The organism is Sandarakinorhabdus sp. (genome assembly GCF_040398645.1).
Lineage (GTDB): Bacteria > Pseudomonadota > Alphaproteobacteria > Sphingomonadales > Sphingomonadaceae > Sandarakinorhabdus.
This window is the reverse complement of sequence record NZ_JBBATR010000017.1, coordinates 1-14,959: the sequence shown is the minus strand read 5'-3', so window position 1 is coordinate 14,959 and position 14,959 is coordinate 1. Positions and strand designations below refer to the sequence as shown.

At 60.6% G+C, this 14,959-nt stretch carries 14 protein-coding genes; all 14 read left to right on the top strand.

Annotated features, from left to right (window positions below):
• Nucleotides 1-387, top strand: a complete 387-nt coding sequence (sdhD, locus tag ABWP50_RS05760) for a succinate dehydrogenase, hydrophobic membrane anchor protein (protein ID WP_353217038.1) — start codon at nt 1-3, stop codon at nt 385-387.
• Between the two features lie 17 nt (nt 388-404).
• A complete protein-coding gene (gene sdhA, locus ABWP50_RS05755; RefSeq protein WP_353217037.1) occupies nt 405-2,192 on the top strand; it encodes a succinate dehydrogenase flavoprotein subunit in 1,788 nt (595 codons plus the stop codon).
• A gap of 15 nt (nt 2,193-2,207) precedes the next feature.
• Nucleotides 2,208-2,993, top strand: a complete 786-nt coding sequence (locus ABWP50_RS05750) for a succinate dehydrogenase iron-sulfur subunit (RefSeq protein ID WP_353217036.1) — start codon at nt 2,208-2,210, stop codon at nt 2,991-2,993.
• Nucleotides 2,994-3,090: 97 nt separating this feature from the next.
• On the top strand, nt 3,091-4,725 hold the full coding sequence (locus ABWP50_RS05745; protein ID WP_353217035.1) for an O-antigen ligase family protein: 1,635 nt from the start codon (nt 3,091-3,093) through the stop codon (nt 4,723-4,725).
• A 102-nt stretch (nt 4,726-4,827) separates the two neighbouring features.
• A complete protein-coding gene (locus tag ABWP50_RS05740; RefSeq protein WP_353217034.1) occupies nt 4,828-5,313 on the top strand; it encodes a PaaI family thioesterase in 486 nt (161 codons plus the stop codon).
• Complete coding sequence (gene zapE / locus ABWP50_RS05735; RefSeq protein ID WP_353217033.1) at nt 5,306-6,418, top strand: cell division protein ZapE; 1,113 nt, start codon at nt 5,306-5,308, stop codon at nt 6,416-6,418. The genes ABWP50_RS05740 and zapE overlap by 8 nt, the downstream gene beginning before the upstream one ends.
• 355 nt (nt 6,419-6,773) lie before the next feature.
• Complete coding sequence (gene mdh, locus ABWP50_RS05730; RefSeq protein WP_353217032.1) at nt 6,774-7,736, top strand: malate dehydrogenase; 963 nt, start codon at nt 6,774-6,776, stop codon at nt 7,734-7,736.
• A gap of 46 nt (nt 7,737-7,782) precedes the next feature.
• A complete protein-coding gene (sucC, locus tag ABWP50_RS05725; protein ID WP_353217031.1) occupies nt 7,783-8,982 on the top strand; it encodes an ADP-forming succinate--CoA ligase subunit beta in 1,200 nt (399 codons plus the stop codon).
• Nucleotides 8,982-9,866, top strand: coding sequence for a succinate--CoA ligase subunit alpha (sucD, locus tag ABWP50_RS05720; protein ID WP_353217030.1), 885 nt, complete (start codon nt 8,982-8,984; stop codon nt 9,864-9,866). The genes sucC and sucD overlap by 1 nt, the downstream gene beginning before the upstream one ends.
• Before the next feature lie 112 nt (nt 9,867-9,978).
• On the top strand, nt 9,979-12,756 hold the full coding sequence (locus ABWP50_RS05715) for a 2-oxoglutarate dehydrogenase E1 component (RefSeq protein ID WP_353217029.1): 2,778 nt from the start codon (nt 9,979-9,981) through the stop codon (nt 12,754-12,756).
• A gap of 18 nt (nt 12,757-12,774) precedes the next feature.
• On the top strand, nt 12,775-14,043 hold the full coding sequence (gene odhB, locus ABWP50_RS05710; RefSeq protein WP_353217028.1) for a 2-oxoglutarate dehydrogenase complex dihydrolipoyllysine-residue succinyltransferase: 1,269 nt from the start codon (nt 12,775-12,777) through the stop codon (nt 14,041-14,043).
• Nucleotides 14,044-14,062: 19 nt separating this feature from the next.
• A complete protein-coding gene (locus tag ABWP50_RS05705) occupies nt 14,063-14,365 on the top strand; it encodes a type II toxin-antitoxin system VapB family antitoxin (RefSeq protein ID WP_353217027.1) in 303 nt (100 codons plus the stop codon).
• Nucleotides 14,362-14,790, top strand: a complete 429-nt coding sequence (locus tag ABWP50_RS05700) for a type II toxin-antitoxin system VapC family toxin (RefSeq protein WP_353217026.1) — start codon at nt 14,362-14,364, stop codon at nt 14,788-14,790. The genes ABWP50_RS05705 and ABWP50_RS05700 overlap by 4 nt, the downstream gene beginning before the upstream one ends.
• The coding region (locus ABWP50_RS05695) for an FAD-dependent oxidoreductase (RefSeq protein WP_353217073.1) at nt 14,787-14,959 on the top strand (173 nt) is incomplete at its 3' end. The genes ABWP50_RS05700 and ABWP50_RS05695, both read left to right, overlap by 4 nt.

Genomic DNA, 14,959 nt, shown 5'->3' with positions numbered 1-14,959 from the left:
ATGGGCAACGGCACACAAATCGGCCGGGTTCGCGGCCTTGGCGCTGCAGGCGGCGGCATCGTGCACCATTGGTGGCTACAGCGCGTCACCGCGGTGGGCAGCCTGTTTCTGGTGCTGTGGTTCGTGTTCAGCCTCGCGCGGCTGCCCAGCCTTGACTATGCCAGCACGGTGGTGTGGCTGCGGCAACCGTTGGCGGCCGTGCCGATGAGCCTGCTGATCGTGGCGGTGTTCTGGCATTTCCGGCTTGGCGTGCAGGTGATGCTGGAAGATTATCTGCATGGGTCAAAGCGCGTCATCGCCATGCTTGCATTGAATTTCTACACAGTATCCCTCGCTGCTCTCGCGCTGTTTTCGGTGCTGAAAGTGGCGATTGGAACTGCTGCCTGAGTTGATGGGAATTAACCGTGCCTGAAGCCTATCAGATCATCGATCATGTCTATGATGCCGTTGTTGTCGGGGCCGGCGGTTCCGGATTGCGCGCAGCCATGGGCATTGCCGAATCCGGCCTGAAAACCGCCTGCATCACCAAGGTGTTTCCCACCCGCAGCCACACGGTCGCGGCGCAGGGCGGTATCGCAGCGGCGCTGGGGAACATGGGCCCGGATCACTGGACTTGGCACATGTATGACACGGTCAAGGGCAGCGACTGGCTGGGCGATCAGGACGCTATCGAATATCTCTGCAAGGAAGCCCCCAACGCGGTGTACGAGCTTGAACATTTCGGCGTGCCGTTCAGCCGCACCGAAGCCGGCCGCATCTATCAGCGCCCGTTTGGCGGCATGATGCAGGATATGGGCAACGGCCCGCCGGCGCAGCGCACCTGCGCAGCCGCTGATCGCACTGGCCACGCCATGCTGCACGCGCTCTATCAACAGAGTCTGAAGTACAGCACTGATTTCTATATCGAGTATTTCGCCATCGATTTGATCATGGTGAACGGTGAGTGCAAGGGCGTCATCGCCATCAACATGGAAGATGGCAGCCTGCACCGCTTCCGCAGCCACCAGACGGTGCTCGCCACCGGCGGTTACGGCCGCTGCTATTTCTCCGCCACCAGCGCCCACACCAGCACCGGTGATGGCGGCGGCATGGCGATCCGCGCCGGCGTGGCCATGCAGGATATGGAATTCGTGCAATTCCACCCCACCGGCATTTACGGCGCCGGCGTGTTGATCACCGAAGGCGCGCGCGGCGAGGGTGGTTATCTGACCAACTCGGCCGGCGAACGCTTCATGGAGCGTTATGCGCCGTCGGCCAAGGATCTTGCCAGCCGTGATGTCGTGTCACGTTCGATGGCGATGGAAATCCGCCAGGGCCGCGGTGTCGGCAGCGAAGGCGATCATATCCACCTGCACCTCAATCACATCGATCCGGCTGTGCTGGCGCAGCGTCTGCCTGGCATTTCCGAAACCGCCAAGGTGTTTGCCGGCGTCGATGTGACCAAGGCGCCGATCCCGGTCACGCCGACGGTGCACTACAACATGGGCGGCATTCCGACCAATTATCACGGCGAAGTCGTCACCCTGAAGGATGGCAATCCCGATAGCGTGGTGCCCGGTCTGTTCGCTGTGGGCGAAGCCGCCTGCGTGTCGGTGCACGGCGCCAACCGCCTGGGATCGAACAGCTTGATCGATCTGGTGGTGTTCGGCCGCGCCACGGCGCACCGTGTTGCCGCCATTCAAAAGGCCGATTCCGGCCATCAGCCGCTGCCCAAGGATCATGCCGATTTCGCGCTGGGCCGCCTCGATGGCTTCCGCCATGCCAAGGGCGGCAGCAGCACCGCCGAAGTGCGGCTGGCAATGCAAAAGACCATGCAGGCCAATGCCGGCGTGTTCCGCACCAACGAAATCCTCGACGAAGGTGTGCGCAAGATCGACGCCATCTACCAGCGCATGGCCGATATCGGCACCACGGATCGTTCAATGGTGTTCAACACCGATCTGATCGAAACGCTGGAACTGGACAACATGATCAGCCAGGCCGTGCTGACCATGCACATGGGCCAGGCCCGCCACGAAAGCCGCGGCGCCCACATGCACGAGGATTTCCCGGCGCGCGATGATGACAAGTGGATGGTGCACTCGCTCGGCTGGTTCCGCGACGGTTCCGTGGAACTGGCAGCGCGGCCGGTGCACACCTACACGCTGACGGATGATGTGGCCTACATCAAGCCCAAGGCGCGGACATATTGATCGAAGGTTTGTCGAATGGCTGAATTCTCACTCCCCGCCAACAGCGTGATCAAGGCTGGCGGCAAAACCTATCCGGCCCCGGCCGGGGCGGCGCGGACCAAGGCGTTCAAGGTCTATCGCTGGAACCCCGACGATGGCCAGAACCCGCATTACGACTCCTACACGCTCGATCTTGATGCCACCGGGCCGATGGTTCTGGACGCGCTGATCAAGATAAAGAATGAGTTGGATGCCACGCTCACCTTCCGGCGGTCGTGCCGCGAAGGCATTTGCGGGTCGTGCTCGATGAACATCGATGGGACCAACACGCTGGCCTGCACCATGCCGATTGCCGATGTGAAGGGCGAAGTGGTGATTACGCCGCTGCCGCACATGGAGGTCATCAAGGACCTGGTGCCTGATTTCAAGCATTTCTACGCGCAATATGCCTCGATCAAGCCATGGTTGCAGACGGTGACAGCGGCGCCGTCGGGGGAGGAGCGGATCCAGTCCCCGGACGAGCGCGAAAAGCTGGACGGTTTTTATGAGTGCATCCTGTGCGCCTGCTGCTCAACAGCCTGCCCAAGCTATTGGTGGAACAGCGACAAATTCCTTGGCCCTGCCATATTGCTGCAAGCCTATCGCTGGCTGGTGGACAGCCGCGATGAGATGACTGGGGAGCGGCTGGATGCATTGGAAGACCCGTTCCGCGTCTATCGCTGCCACACCATCATGAACTGCGCCAATGTCTGCCCCAAGGGCCTCAACCCTGCCAAGGCCATCGCCGAAATCAAATTGATGATGCTGGAACGCGCGGGGTAGGCCGGTCGCCTTGTGACGGAGCGGCGGCTTTGCTATAGAATTAATGGGCGTAGCCGTTACGTCAACAAGGCATTACGGCTTATTGAAGGGTTAAGGCGTGACAGCAGCACTGGCGACCCGAATAGCGATGTCCCGGCGCGGCCAGCGCATTTTGCCGCAATATTCCAGTATGGAGCACCAGAGCTGGTGGCCCTGGATGCGGTTGGGTCTTTTCGTCACACTGGTATTGATGTCGGCTTACGCCGGTTTGCTGCTGACCGTCGGCGGAGCACGGGCTGTTTCATTGGTCGCGGTACCGATCATGGTAGTTTCTGGTTTAGTTTTATGGATGCTGCCTGACGTTAACCGCGAATTTAGACTGCCTTACTTCGGGTTATTGCTGGTATACTGCGCCGGAAGCGCCATGTGGCCAAACTATCTCGCCATTGTACTTCCTGGTCTGCCTTGGGTAACTCCGCCACGCCTGATCTTGGCCTTGATGCTGGTCATTATGACCGTCCATCTTTCCCAACATGCCGCCAGCAGGCAAGCCATTGGCGATATCATCCTCCACGACAAAATAGCGGCCCGATTATACTTAATGTTTTGGTTGGTCGCGATTGCGGTGTTGCCGTTGGCGCCGTCATTTGCGGCTTCTCTCAATTACACGATCATGCAGGAATTATTTGTCTTTGCGCCAGTGCTACTTGTCGCTTTACTGTTGCATAAAAAGATTGAAAACCTCAGGCCAATCTTGCTCGCCGTCGTAGTTGGCTGTATCTTCACAATGCTCGTTGCGATCTTGGAAAACTTCATGCAACAGCCGCCGTGGATAAATTTCATTCCGAGTTTTATAAATATTGATGCGGAATCGCTTCAAACGTACTTGTCGCCGCAGGCACGGGCAGGCCAACGTAGCTATCGTGTTCGCGCCACATTCGGTATTGTCCTTTACTACACCGAATATCTTGCCATCGTATTTCCAGTGCTGTTTCACTTCATGCTCAAGTTTCACGGCAGGAAGCGCTTCTTGTTTGTTCCACTGCTTATACTTATGTTTGCAGTTGTCTGGTACGCCAATGCACGAACAGCCGTTATCGGGCTGTTTCTCACGCTTTTTGGTACCGCCACGTTGGCCATCATCAAGCAGGTATTTTTTAAAACTGGTGGTGACAGGCTCAAGGCTCTAATTAGCGTCACATTCATCGCCATGGCTGTCTTGGCATCGATCGGTGCTGTTGCTTCAAGCCACCGGTTGCAAATGTACACTATTGGCGGTTCTCAGCATGCGGGTAGCAACGACGGCCGCGACTTGCAATGGGCTAACACCTGGCGGCACTTGAGCAAAAATCCAGTCGGAGTAGGGCTTGGTAATTCCATGCGTTATGTTGGAGTTGAATTTAGAGCAGGTGTTCCGATTGTTGACAGTTTCTACATCAATCTGCTGGTTGACGTTGGCGTGCTTGGATTTTTTGGTTTCATGGGTTGTATCGCGCGCATTAGCTGGCTCGGTATTCAGACACACCTGCGATCTGGCGATGAACTGGAAGATATGGCGGGTCCGCTGGCGCTCGGCTTGCTAGCCTTCATGATCATCAGTTATGTCGTCAGCACGACAGACAATAACTATATCGTGTTCATATTTGCAACATGCATCTTGGCACTGCATCGGCGGCAGGAACAGCGGCTTGCCCTTCAGCCTGCTGTCCACACGTCATTGCCGTCGTCATCGACCCAGCTGGCAAAAATTTGACCCTAGTGTGCCCCACTTGTCGGCAGGAGCATTTCTTCTGCTGGAGACAAGCGAATATCGTGCCTCTGGACGGCGGGCTGCCGCAACGCTAACCGCTGCTGCATGACCCGTGAAACATTCACAGATGGCCCCAACGCCGGTTGGACCTGCTGGCGCCGTGATCCCGATGGCCGCTTCGCATCAATGCTGGGCGATTTCTATTTCCGCGAAGGCCTGCGCGGTGTCGAATGCCGCATGGAAACCGCGCGCAAGCACAGCAATGGCTTGGGCTACCTGCACGGTGGTTTCATCATGTCGTTCATTGATATGGCCATGTTTGCCTTCATCTTTCGCCAGTTGGAAAACAGCGCGGCGGTCACGCTCAGCTGCGCGACCGATTTCTTGTCGGCCGGTATCGTCGGCAAACCTATCGAAGCGCACGGCGAAATCCTGAAGGAAACCGGCAAGATGCTGTTTGTGCGCGGACTGGTCACCCAGGACGGCATCAATCTCGCCAGCTTTACCGGCACCATGCGAAAAATTCCGCGCCCGCCACGGCCGACCGGCGAAGGCCATCCCGCGCGGCCAGGGGAAACCCAGGTTGACTGATCTTGAGGCCCGCTATCAGGCCATGTTGGCGGCGGGCGAATTGAAGGCTGACGCGGCGCAGGCCAGTGTGGTGGCGCAATTGGCAGCGCTTGAGGGTCTGCTGGCACAGCCGATGGCGGCCCCCGGTTTGTTTGGCCGGCTGATTGGCCGGGCCGCGCCGCCGGCGCCGAAGGGCATGTATATCTGGGGCGGTGTCGGCCGCGGCAAATCAATGCTGATGGACTTGTTCTTTGCCGCATCACACGTCAGCCCCAAACGCCGGGCGCATTTTCACGAATTCATGGCCGATGTGCATCAGGCCGTGCACCGCCGTCGCCAAGCCGGCGACACCGACCCGCTGATCAGCGTGGCAGGCGAGATTGCCAGCAGCGCGCGGCTGCTGTGCTTTGATGAAATGCAGGTGAAGGATATTGCCGACGCGGCCATCCTGTCCCGCCTGTTTACCGCCTTGATCACCCACGGCGTTACGGTGGTGACCACCAGCAACCGGGCGCCGGCCGATCTCTACAAGAATGGCCTGAACCGGCATTTATTCCTGCCATTCATCGAGCTGATCCAAGACCGGATGACCGTGATTACCCTGGATGGCCCGACCGATTATCGACTAGCGCGATTGGCTGGCACGCAAACCTGGCACGTGCCCAATGGCCCTGAAGCAAGCGCCGCGCTTTCGGCTGCGTATTTCCGGATGACGGACTATCCACCCGAAGACCGGGCGCATGTGCCGAGTGCCGAGCTCGATCTGGGCGGCGGGCGCACCCTGCATGTGCCCAAATCACTGAAGGGTGCTGCCGTGTTCAGCTTTGCGCGGCTGTGCCGGCAGCCACTGGGCGCCGCCGATTATCTGGCCATCGCGCGCCAGTATCACACGCTGGTCATCGTCGGCATTCCCAAGCTGGGGCCGGAGAACCGCAACGAAGCGATCCGTTTCATCCACCTGATCGATGCGCTTTATGAGCAGAAGGTAAAACTGATTGCCGCTGCCGATGCCACGCCTGAGCAGCTTTATCCGGCAGGCGATTCCAGCTTTGAATTCGAACGCACCGTCAGCCGTTTGATTGAAATGCAGTCAACCACCTATCTGGCGCTCGGCCACGGCGGATAAGGCGCGCGCTGCCTGTTTTAGCCTGATTGAGAATGATCCGGCAAATGCCTCTGTAGTTTTGTCAGTTTTGACCAAATACCCTGAATCTGGAGAAAAATGGCGTTCAGATCACGGCTGCGGGCCACAACAACTGACCTTATTTTATGACAGCATCTGGCCCTGTAGGACAGGCCAGGCCGGCCGGGTCCTCACTCGTGTTTCGATCCAGCCCGCCCGTCATCACGCCGCAATCGTGCCTTGCGGCAGCGGCCTGCTTCTTTTCACCGGGTAGGGCGCTGCTGTGGTTGCACACGGCGTCGCTGCGCTCTATCCAACCTGCGACATTTCGTTAGACTCATTCAGGTGGAGAACCCCCATGGCTCGCAAAAAGATCGCCTTGATTGGCGCCGGCAACATCGGCGGCACGCTGGCGCACCTTGCCGCACAAAAGGCACTTGGCGACATCGTGTTGTTCGACGTGGTGGAGGGCGTGCCCCAGGGCAAGGCGCTCGATCTGGCGCAATGTGCCCCGGTTGAAGGCTTTGATGTCTCTCTCAAGGGCAGCAATGATTATGCCGATATCGCTGGCGCCGATGTGATCATCGTCACCGCCGGCATCGCCCGCAAGCCGGGCATGAGCCGCGACGATCTGCTCGGCATCAACCTGAAGGTGATGAAAGCGGTGGGGGAGGGCATTGCCGCCCACGCACCGGGCGCCTTCGTGATCTGCATCACCAATCCGCTGGATGCCATGGTGTGGGCGCTGCGCGAATTCTCCGGTCTGCCCCATCACATGGTCTGCGGCATGGCCGGCGTGCTGGATTCGGCGCGCTTCCGTCATTTCCTGGCTGACGAGTTCAAGGTGAGCGTGCGCGATGTGAATGCCTTCGTGCTCGGCGGCCACGGCGACACGATGGTGCCGGTGATCGAATATAGCACCGTTGCCGGCATTCCGGTGCCCGATCTGATCAAGATGGGCTGGAGCACCCAGGAGCGCATCGACGCCATCATTCAACGCACCCGCAGCGGTGGCGGCGAAATCGTCGCCCTGCTGAAGACCGGCAGCGCCTATTATGCGCCGGCCACCAGCGGCATCGAAATGGCCGAAGCCTATCTCTATGATCAGAAGCGCCTGCTGCCGTGCGCCGTGAACCTCACTGGCCAATATGGCGTGAGCGATCTTTATGTCGGCGTGCCGGTGGTGATCGGTGCTGGCGGTGTGGAACGCATCGTGGAGATTGAATTGTCAGATAGCGCCAAGGCCAATTTCGCGGTGAGCGTGGATGCCGTCAAGGAACTGTTGGCGGCGTGCCGGGCCATCGACGGCTCGCTTGGCTAAGATTTTGCCGATTTGGCAGCAGACAAGCAACGTTGAAGGGTAGGCAATGAACATCCACGAATATCAGGCCAAGGAACTCCTGGCCAAATATGGCGTCCCGGTGCCAGCCGGCTTTGCTGCGATGAGCGTTGACGAGGCCGTGGCCGCTGCGGCCAAGCTGCCCGGACCGCTCTATATCGTGAAGGCGCAGATCCACGCCGGCGGGCGCGGCAAGGGCAAGTTCGTGGAATTGCCGCCGGAGGCCAAGGGCGGTGTGCGGCTGGCCTGGTCGGCCGACGATGTGCGCGCGGCGGCCACGGCCATGCTGGGCAACACGCTGGTGACGATCCAGACCGGCGCTGCTGGCAAGCAGGTCAATCGCCTTTACGTCACCGACGGCGTTGATATCGCCAAGGAACTTTATCTGGCCATGCTGGTTGACCGCGCCACCGGGCGCATTGCCATTGTTGCCAGCACCGAAGGCGGCATGGATATCGAGGATGTGGCCCATAACCACCCCGAGAAAATCCACACCATCACGGTTGATCCTGCGACCGGCGTGATGCCGCACCATGGCCGCGCCGTGGCAGCGGCGCTGGGCCTGACCGGCGATCTCGCCAAGCAGGCCGAGCTTGTCACCATGAAGCTCTATGACGCGTTCATCGGCACCGATGCCAGCCAGATGGAAATCAACCCGCTTGCCGTCACAGACACGGGCAAATTGATGGTGCTGGATGCCAAGGTCGGCTTCGATCCCAACGCCCTGTATCGCCACCCGGACTTGCTGGCGCTGCGCGACCTGACCGAGGAAGACCCGGCCGAGGTGGAAGCCAGCAAATATGATCTGGCCTTCATCAAGCTGGATGGCAGCATCGGCTGCCTGGTCAACGGCGCGGGGCTGGCCATGGCGACCATGGACATCATCAAGCTGAACGGTGAAGAGCCGGCCAATTTCCTCGATGTCGGCGGCGGCGCCGACAAGGAGAAAGTGACCAACGCCTTCAAGCTTATCCTGAAGGACCCGGCGGTAAAAGGCATTCTCGTCAACATCTTCGGCGGCATCATGCGCTGCGACATCATCGCGGAGGGCATTATTGCCGCTGCAAAGGAAGTCAGCCTGTCTGTGCCGCTGGTCGTGCGCCTGGAAGGCACCAACGTCGAATTGGGCAAGGAAATCCTGGCCAATTCGGGTCTGCCGATCGTGTCGGCGGACAATCTGGGAGATGCGGCGGCCAAGATCGTCGCCGAAGTTCGGAAGGCCGCCTGATGTCCATTCTCGTCAACGCAAATACCCGCGTCATCACGCAGGGCTTCACCGGCAAGCAGGGCACGTTCCACACGGAGCAGGCGATTGCCTATGGCACCAAGGTTGTCGGCGGCACCGCGCCGGGCAAGGGCGGCCAGACGCATCTGGGCCTGCCGGTGTTCGACACAGTGGCGCAGGCCCGCGAAGCCACGGGCGCCGATGCGTCGGTCGTCTATGTGCCGCCGCCCGGTGCTGCCGATGCGATCTGCGAAGCCATCGCCGCCGAAATTCCGCTGGTGGTGTGCATCACCGAAGGCATTCCGGTGCTCGACATGGTGCGCGTCAAGCGCGCCCTGCAAGGCTCCAAAACCCGCCTGATCGGGCCGAACTGCCCCGGCCTGCTGACGCCCGGCGAGTGCAAGATCGGCATCATGCCGGGCAATATCTTCCGCAAGGGCAGCGTGGGCGTCGTCTCCCGCTCCGGCACACTGACCTATGAAGCTGTGCACCAGACCAGCGCTGTTGGCCTGGGCCAGACCACGGCCGTCGGCATTGGCGGCGATCCGGTGAATGGCACCAACTTCATCGACATGCTGGAAATGTTCCTGGCCGATGCAGCCACCCAGTCGATCATCATGATCGGCGAAATCGGCGGCGATGCCGAGGAAATGGCGGCGCAATTCCTGATCGACGAAGCCAAACGCGGCCGCAAGAAGCCGATGGTGGGCTTCATCGCTGGCACCACGGCGCCGCCGGGCCGCCGCATGGGCCATGCCGGCGCCATCGTGTCGGGCGGCAAGGGTGATGCAGCCTCCAAGATGGCCGCGATGGAAGCGGCGGGCATCCGCGTGTCGCCTTCGCCATCGCTGCTGGGCGAAACGCTGATCGAGGTGCTGAAAGGCTGATATTGATTGGCCGGCCATGCCAATGTGACATGGCCGGCATGTGGCAGATTATCATGACATGCGCGCCATGTGCCGTTAAACTGGCGATAATTAAGCGCTTGAGGATATGACGATGGAAACCGAAGCCCTGCTGCCAGGTCCCGAAGATCGGCCGGGGCCGAGTTGGGCTCGGCCAAATTGGCCGGTGCTGCCGGGCGATGATCTGACCCGCGGGCTTGATGCTGCCGCGATGTTCGTAGACAGCCCCGCCAAGACCGCCGGCCGCGCCGCGGCTGCTGCGGCCGCCGGCGGTGCCACCCCGGCCGATGTTGCCCGCGCCGCGCAGGATTCGATCAGCGCGATGATGCTGCTGCGCACCTACCGGGTGCGCGGGCACCTGGCGGCCAATCTCGATCCGCTTGGGCTGGCCACGCGCGATCTGCCTGCCGATCTCACGCCGGGCTGGCATGGCTTTGGCCCTGATGATCTTGACCGCCCTGTGCACATGGGCGGCGCGCTGGGCCTGCAGACCAGCACGATCCGCGACCTGGTGGCGATCTTGCAGCGCAATTATTGCGGCAATGTCGGCCTTGAATATATGCACATCAACGATGTGGAAGAGCGGCGGTTCCTGCAGGACAAATTCGAAGGCCGCGATAAGGAAATCCAGTTCACATCCAATGGCAAACGGGCCATTCTTAACAAGTTGCTGCAAGCCGAACAGTTCGAGAAGTTCTTGGGCCGCAAATATGTCGGCACCAAGCGGTTCGGACTTGATGGCGCGGAATCGATGATCCCGGCAATGGAATCGATCATCAAGATCGGCGGCCAGCTTGGCATCAAGGAAATCGTGTTCGGGATGCCGCACCGCGGCCGCCTCAACATGCTGGCCAATGTCATGCAAAAGCCATTTCGCACGATTTTTCATGAATTTGCGGGCGGTTCTTCAAATCCGGATGACGTTGGCGGTTCCGGCGATGTGAAATATCACCTTGGCACCAGCACGGATCGCGAATTTGATGGCAACCAGGTGCACCTGTCGCTGGTTCCCAATCCATCCCACCTCGAAGCGGTCAATCCCGTGGTGCTGGGCAAGGTGCGCGCCATTCAGGCAATTATTGGTGACAATGATCGCAAGCAGGTGCTGCCGATCCTGCTGCACGGCGATGCTGCCTTTGCCGGCCAGGGCATCGTGGCTGAATGTTTCGGATTTTCTGGCCTGATCGGCTACGGCACCGGCGGCACCATCCATTATGTGGTCAACAATCAGGTCGGGTTCACCACCAGCCCGCAATTTGCGCGCTCGTCGCCCTATCCGTCGGACATGGCCAAGATCGTGCAAGCGCCGATTTTTCACGTGAACGGCGATGATCCCGAAGCCGTGACCTATGCCACCAAGGTCGCCACCGAGTTTCGCCAGAAATTCGGCCGCGACGTGGTGATCGACATGTGGTGCTATCGCCGCTTTGGCCACAATGAAAGCGACGAACCCAGTTTTACCCAGCCGCTGATGTATGCGGCCATCGGCAAGAAAAAGCCGATCAGCGAGCTCTATGCTGCGCGCCTGGTGCGCGAGGCGGTGCTGTCGGATGCCGATTTCAAAGCCATGATCGACAGTTATGTGAACATGCTGGAAGATGAATTTGAAGCCGCCGCCGGCTTCAAGGCCAACGAAGCCGATTGGTTCGGAGGGCGCTGGGCCGGCCTGAGTACGCCCAAGGAAGGCATTGCCAGCCGCCGCGCCGCGATGACCGGTGTTGCGACCAACGAGTTGCTCAGCGTCGGCAAGACGCTGACCCAGGTGCCAGAGGGTTTCAATATTCACAGGACCTTGGCGCGGGTTCTTGATGCAAAGGCTGAAATGTTTTCCAGTGGTGCCAATGTCGATTGGGCCACCGGGGAGGCGCTGGCCTTTGGCACGCTGCTGAAGGATGGCTATGGCGTGCGCCTGTCGGGCCAGGATGTCGGGCGCGGCACCTTCAGCCAGCGCCATTCGGTTTGGACCGACCAGAAGGACGGCAGCCGCTATGTGCCTCTAAAGGCTGTAGATCCCGATTTTGCCGTGCTTGACAGCCCGCTGTCGGAATTTGGCGTGCTCGGCTTTGAATATGGTTTTGCGCTGGCCGATCCCAAGACGCTGACCCTGTGGGAAGCCCAGTTCGGCGATTTCGTGAATGGTGCGCAGACGATCATCGATCAGTTCATTGTGTCGGGCGAAATCAAGTGGTTGCGCGCCAATGGCCTCGTGATGCTGCTGCCGCACGGCTATGAAGGGCAGGGGCCGGAGCATAGTTCGGCCCGGGTTGAACGCTTCCTCAGCCTGTGTGCGGAGGATAATATCCAGGTTGCCAACTGCACGACGCCGGCCAATTTCTTCCATCTGCTGCGCCGGCAGATGTTACGCAATTTCCGCAAGCCATTGATTGTGTTCACCCCAAAATCGCTGCTGCGTCACAAGCGGGCGGTTTCAAGCCTGGCCGATATGGGCCCGGCAACGCAGTTCCATCGCTGCCTTGACGATCTGGCGCCCTGCGATCCCGCCAAGATCCGCCGCCTCGTGCTGTGCACCGGCAAGGTCTATTACGACCTGCTCGATGCCCGCGAGAAGGACAGCCGGGACGATGTCTACCTGCTCCGGGTCGAGCAGCTCTATCCATTCCCGGGTGACGTAGTTGCTGAATATGCAGGGAAATTCCCGAATTTGGAGCAGGTGGTTTGGGCGCAGGAAGAGCCGCAGAATGGCGGCGCCTGGAGCTTCATTGCGCCGCTGATCGAAGCTTCTGTGGATCGGCGCCCAACCTATGCCGGCCGTCCGCCGGCAGCGGCGACGGCGACGGGCCTGCTCAAGCGTCACAATGCCGAACAGGCCAGGCTGGTCGCGGATGCCCTGGGCACGATCAAACCGAATTAAGCGAGAAAGATCAATATCATGGCAACCAATGTCATCGTGCCCACCCTGGGCGAATCCATCACCGAAGCCAGCGTTGGCCAGTGGCTGAAACAGCCGGGTGAGGCTGTGGCCGCCGATGAGCCGATCGTGGCGCTGGAGACTGACAAGGTTGCTGTGGAGGTGCCGTCACCCGTGGCCGGGGTGATGGGCGAGCAGTTTTTCAAGACCGGCGATACCGTCACTGTGGGGGCATTGCTTGCCAGCATTGTCGAAGGTGGCGCGCAATCTGTGGTGCAACCGTTGACCCCTGCTGTCCAACCGTTGCCGCCGGCTGTCCCACCGGTGCCGCTGGCTGTCCCATCGGTGGCGCCGGGTGTCCCACCAGTTGTCACGCCGGATGTTACGGGCAATGACGCGATCAGCCCGGCCGTGCGCGGCCTGATTGACAGCTATAATCTCGACCCGGCCAGCATCAGCGGCACCGGCAAGGATGGCCGCCTGACCAAGGGCGATGTGCTCGCGGCTATCGAAGCCGGCACGGCCCGCCTGAAGGTAGCAGCCCCGGTCGCCGCTGCGCCTGCCACGGCAGCGGCCACGCCGGTCGCCGCCCGCCGCGAGGAGCGGGTGCGCATGACCCGCCTGCGCCAGACCATCGCGCGCCGCCTGAAGGAAGCGCAGAACACTGCCGCCATGCTGACGACGTTCAACGATGTCGACATGACCGCGGTGATCGAGGCCCGCGCCCGCTACAAGGACATGTTCGAAAAGAAGCACGGCATCCGGCTTGGCTTCATGTCCTTCTTTGCCAAGGCCGTGGTGCTGGCGCTGAAGGATGTGCCATCGGTGGGCGCGTCGATTGAAGGCGATGAGATCGTCTACAAGGATTATGCTGATCTGGGCGTCGCGGTATCGTCGCCGGGCGGGCTGGTGGTGCCGATCCTGAAGGATGCCCAGGCCAAGAGCTTTGCCGCCATCGAGCAGGAGATCGCCGATTTCGGCCGCCGCGCGCAGAAGGGCCAGCTCAAGCTGGAGGATATGCAGGGCGGCAATTTCACCATCTCCAACGGCGGCGTGTTCGGCTCGCTGCTGTCCACGCCGATCCTTAATCCGCCGCAATCGGGGGTGCTGGGCCTGCACCGTATCGAGGATCGGCCGGTGGTGCGCGACGGCGCGATTGTGGTGCGGCCGATGATGTATCTGGCGCTGTCCTACGATCACCGCCTGATCGACGGCAAAGAAGCCGTCACATTTCTGGTGCGCGTGAAGGAAGCCATTGAAGATCCGGCGCGTTTGCTGATCGATCTGTGATGGACGCTGGCCAGCCCTGATGGTAGAAAAGTCTGGATCGTTCTACCATGGGACCCGACCGATGCAGATGAACATCAAGAACCCGGAAGCCTGCCGGATGGCGCAGCAATTGGCGGCGGCCACCGGTAAGAGTGTTACGGCGGTCGTCACCGAGGCGCTTGCGGAAAAGGTCGCGCAACTGGCCAGGGAGCGCAGTCTGGATGAGCGCCGTGCGCGGGTTGATGCCTTGATCGATTCCATCCGGGCCGATCTGATCGCCCCGTTGCCGACCCAGGCTGAGCTGGATGATTGGCTCTACGATGAGAATGGCTTGCCGCGGTGATTGTCGATACGTCGGCGCTGATCGCCATCCTGCAGAACGAGCCGGAGCGACCGGCACTGCGCGATGCCCTGCTGCTCGCCAGCAATCCCATGCTGCCGGCGCCGGCCTATCTCGAACTGGCGATTGTGCTGGAAGGCAAGTTGCCAGCCGGTTCGTCCGACAATCGTATCGATGCCATTTTGGCGGACTTCGGCATCGGCATTGCCGCCTGTGACGCCGGCATTGCCAAGGCAGCCCGTGCGGCGTTTGCACGTTATGGCAAGGGGCGCGGCCAATTCCAATCCGGGCCGGCCGCGCGCCTGAATTTCGGCGATTGCCTGGTTTATGCGACCGCCCGGCACCTGAATTTGCCCTTGCTGTTCAAGGGCGATGATTTTGCCCACACCGATATCACCCCGGCGCTGCCGGCAGGAGAGAGACCATGAGTGATTATGATGTTGTCGTGATCGGCAGCGGCCCCGGCGGCTATGTGGCGGCGATCCGCGCGGCGCAGCATGGCCTGAAAGTGGCGTGCATCGAAAAGCGCAGCGCGCTAGGCGGCACCTGCCTGAATGTCGGCTGCATCCCGTCCAAGGCGCTGCTGAATGGCAGCCA

Bases quoted from the DNA above. Each gene is read 5' to 3' on its own strand.
- mdh (WP_353217032.1), top strand. From the start codon at position 6,774: ATGGCTCGCAAAAAGATCGCCTTGATTGGCGCCGGCAACATCGGCGGC.
- sdhD (WP_353217038.1), top strand. From the start codon at position 1: ATGGGCAACGGCACACAAATCGGCCGGGTTCGCGGCCTTGGCGCTGCA.
- ABWP50_RS05750 (WP_353217036.1), top strand. From the start codon at position 2,208: ATGGCTGAATTCTCACTCCCCGCCAACAGCGTGATCAAGGCTGGCGGC.
- sucC (WP_353217031.1), top strand. From the start codon at position 7,783: ATGAACATCCACGAATATCAGGCCAAGGAACTCCTGGCCAAATATGGC.
- sucD (WP_353217030.1), top strand. From the start codon at position 8,982: ATGTCCATTCTCGTCAACGCAAATACCCGCGTCATCACGCAGGGCTTC.
- ABWP50_RS05715 (WP_353217029.1), top strand. From the start codon at position 9,979: ATGGAAACCGAAGCCCTGCTGCCAGGTCCCGAAGATCGGCCGGGGCCG.
- ABWP50_RS05705 (WP_353217027.1), top strand. From the start codon at position 14,063: ATGGTAGAAAAGTCTGGATCGTTCTACCATGGGACCCGACCGATGCAG.
- odhB (WP_353217028.1), top strand. From the start codon at position 12,775: ATGGCAACCAATGTCATCGTGCCCACCCTGGGCGAATCCATCACCGAA.
- ABWP50_RS05740 (WP_353217034.1), top strand. From the start codon at position 4,828: ATGACCCGTGAAACATTCACAGATGGCCCCAACGCCGGTTGGACCTGC.